A 3,334-nucleotide genomic window follows, 5' to 3' on the forward strand; every position below is an offset into this window, starting at 1 on the left:
ACGACCATCCACGAGGTCTTCGACGACCCCCGCGCCCTCGGCGGGCCCGAGGACGAGGTCCTCGACGGCTTCCGCAGGGTGAGGGACGAGATATGCCGGTGGATAGATATGAGGTTCGGGACTCCGGGGTCGGAACATTAGACTCTGGAGAAACCCTCATACTGTGGCCGATGTAGCCCTGATCCTATGAAGAGGTACATAGATCCACTGCCTTCGTCACGATCTAGCCGGGGGCTATCGCTCGAAAATCAAATTTTCTCAACTCACCCCGTTCGCCCCCCAGACCCCCTCAGGATTGGCCCTGGGAAGAAAGAACAGGAAACCCTGAGGAGGAAGGTAAACATCCCGTCCCTATCCTGAGCGGGGAACGAGCGTCAGCGAGTTCAAGAAAATCGAAGGTTTTCGAGTGACCCCCGGCATGAGGATTTGAGAAGGCAAATGTTCAGAAGGGCCGCCCCAACAAAAAGACAAAGATTCTATTCTGCTCTCGCACGCCGGGGGAGACCCCCGGACCCCCCGCAATGAAGATAAACGGGGGGCGGCGAGGGCGTGTGTTCCTCTGCCACGTCGTGAGGAGCGCTATCAAGGATTTCTCTGCCCCTACACCTCAATCCTTGCAACCACGCCCGCCCCGGCGCAGGGTTCGGTCTCGAACTCCAGCGTGCTGTAGCCGACCTCGAAGCGTGCAAGCCTCACACTGATCTCCTCTTTTACCGACGCCACCCCGGCGAGGTCGGGGACGCAGGTGACGACGTGCGCATCAAGGATATTGATGTGGGAGCAGAGGGTCCAGAGGTGGACGTTGTGGACACTCTCCACGCCCTCCACCGTCTCCATCGCCCGCACCACCTCGTCCAGGTCGATGCCGGGCGGGGCGTACTGGAGGAGGATGATTGCCGTCTCCCGCAGGAGGAAGACGGCGTTCGCCAGTATCAGGAGGGCGATCGCCCCGGAGAGGAGGGGGTCGACCAGGGTCTGGCCGGTGAGGGCGATCCAGACGGCGGCGGCGATGACCGCGACCGAGGTGAGAGTGTCAGCGAGGACATGGAGGAAGGCGCTCCGCACCGTCAGGTTCTCGCTCCCCGAGAGGGTCCAGGTGACATAGAGGTTCACCGCAAGCCCGACGGCGCCGACCACCCCCATCGCCGCCCCCCCGACTGGCACCGGGGAGAGCACCCTGGCCGCCGCCTCCCACAGGATCCCGGCGGAGAGGAGGACGAGTGCGATGCCGTTGATGAAGGCGACGAAGACCTCGACCCTGTGGTAGCCGAAGGTCTTCCCTTTCGTCGGCAGGCGCTCCGCGATGACGAGGGCGCCGAGGGCGAGGAGAAGGGCGACGACGTCGCCGAGCATGTGACCGGCGTCGCCGATGAGAGCGAGAGACCCGGTGACGACCCCGCCGGCCACCTCGACGACGAGATAGCCCGCGGTCAGGAAGACCGCCACCTTCAGGGCAGACCGGTCATCGCCGTGACGGTGTGCCATGGGCCCCCCTCCCCCGCAGAGGAGATGAACCTGCCCCCGGCAGGGTTATGCCCCCCCACCGCGAAGGATCGGGCATGGAGATCACCGTTCTCGTCGACAACACCGTCCTCCCCGGCCGCGGCCTCCTCGGGGAGCACGGTTTCTCGGCGTACGTCAGGGACGGCCCCGTCTCGGTCCTCTTCGACACCGGGCAGTCGGGCATCGCCCTCCAGAACGCCGCCGCCCTCGGCATCGACCCCCTTGAGGCCGGTCACGTCGTCCTCTCCCACTGCCACCTCGACCACACCTGGGGCCTCGTCGCCTACCTGCGGGCGGTCAACGCCGCCGGGCGGGAGGGGCGGCCGCGGCCGCACCCGACCTTCCTCGCCCACCCCGCGGTCTTCAGGCATGTCGAGGCCGACGGCGAACCCGAGATCGGCATGATCCTCTCCAAGGAGACACTCGCCCGCCACGGCGAGGTGCGCCTCTCCCGCGACCCGGTCAGGATCACCGACGACCTCGTCTTCCTCGGCGAGGTCCCCCGCATCTTCCCCTTCGAGGGGAGGACAGCGGTCGGGACGTCGGGCGGGAGACCCGACCTCGTCCCTGACGACACCGCCCTCGCCTGCCGCACGGACGAGGGGATCGTCGTCGTCACGGGGTGCGCCCATTCGGGCATCTGCTCCGTGGTCGAGCATGCAAAAGATGTTCTCGGGGAGGAGAAGGTCGCCGGCGTCCTCGGCGGTTTCCACCTCGGCGACGCCCCGGCAGAGCAGGTCGAGGCGACCTGCCGGTATTTCCGCGACCTCGGCGCCGCACACCTCCACCCCTGCCACTGCACGGGCTTTCGGGCCGCCGCCGCCATCGCCGGCGTGGCGAAGGTCGGGCCGACAGGCGCCGGCCTCAGGCTCTCTTTCGGGTCGCGCTCCTGACGATGGACATCAGTTCCCAGGCAAGGGCCTCGGCACGCCTCTCGTCGCTCATGAGAGTGTCGAGGCGGAGGGCGCCCGGCACCTCGGCGCTGTCCCGCACGTCCTGGACAAAGACGTCGACGAAGTCCCGGTAGAGGGCGTACGTCCCTGCCGACGACGCCTCCATCCCCCACGCCTCCATCAGGGCGGCCGCGGGGCCGGAGACCGGCCTGTCGCCGATGAAGGGGGAGACCGCGATGACGAACTTCTCTTTGAGGGCCTCCCGCACCCCCTCGCACTCCAGTATCGGGGAGATGCTCGTCACCGGGTTCGAGGGCCCGATGATGACGGCGTCGGCCTCCCTGATCGCGGCGATCACCTCGGGCGTCGCCTTCCTGTTCTCCTCTCCCTTCCGCACGACCCCGCGGATCGCCACCTCGCCGCGGTAGCCGACCCAGTACTCCTGGAAGTGCATCGGCCCGGCGTCAGTCTCGACATAGGTCGTCACCTCGGCGTCGGTCATGGGAAGGACGCGGGCGCGGACGCCGAGGGCCCGTGCCAGGGAGAGAGTCGCCTCGGTGAGAGTCGCCCCGTTCCAGAGGAGACGTGCCCGCGCAATGTGGACGGCCCTGTCCTTGTCGCCGACCGCGATGAACTCCTCGCCGGTGAACTGTTCGAGGAACCTGTGCGTCGAGAAGGTGTCGCCCCTGATCCCCCACCAGGTGTCGGTGTTCAGGAGACCGGCGAAGAGGTAGAGCACGGTGTCGATGTCGGGGGACATGTGGTTGCCCGAGATCCACATGTCCTCCGCGGTGTTGACGATGACAGCGATCTGGTCGTCGTTGACCAGGTTGCGCATCCCCCGCAGGAGTTTCGGCGTCCCGGTCCCGCCGGAAAGGAACGTAATCATAAGAGAATAGTTTAACTGTCCATACATGAAGATTTGTGAACAGATAGCC

At 66.3% G+C, this 3,334-nt stretch carries 3 protein-coding genes; 1 reads left to right on the forward strand and 2 read right to left on the reverse strand.

All coding sequences use genetic code 11. The features are described from left to right. Nucleotides 1-600: 600 nt before the first annotated feature. Complete coding sequence (locus tag Q0520_RS09740; protein ID WP_298669471.1) at nt 601-1,485, reverse strand: cation diffusion facilitator family transporter; 885 nt, start codon at nt 1,483-1,485, stop codon at nt 601-603. Between the two features lie 74 nt (nt 1,486-1,559). Here Q0520_RS09740 and Q0520_RS09745 point away from each other — a divergent pair, with 74 nt between their 5' ends. Beyond that, on the forward strand, nt 1,560-2,396 hold the full coding sequence (locus Q0520_RS09745; RefSeq protein WP_298669474.1) for an MBL fold metallo-hydrolase: 837 nt from the start codon (nt 1,560-1,562) through the stop codon (nt 2,394-2,396). On the opposite strand, the gene cofD is transcribed toward Q0520_RS09745, so the two are convergent. Further along, nucleotides 2,368-3,285, reverse strand: coding sequence for a 2-phospho-L-lactate transferase (cofD, locus tag Q0520_RS09750; RefSeq protein ID WP_298669476.1), 918 nt, complete (start codon nt 3,283-3,285; stop codon nt 2,368-2,370). The two genes, Q0520_RS09745 and cofD, sit on opposite strands and share 29 nt — an antisense overlap. Between the last annotated feature and the right edge of the window lie 49 nt (nt 3,286-3,334).

Origin of the sequence: uncultured Methanofollis sp., from assembly GCF_937919355.1 — an archaeon.
GTDB lineage: Archaea > Halobacteriota > Methanomicrobia > Methanomicrobiales > Methanofollaceae > Methanofollis.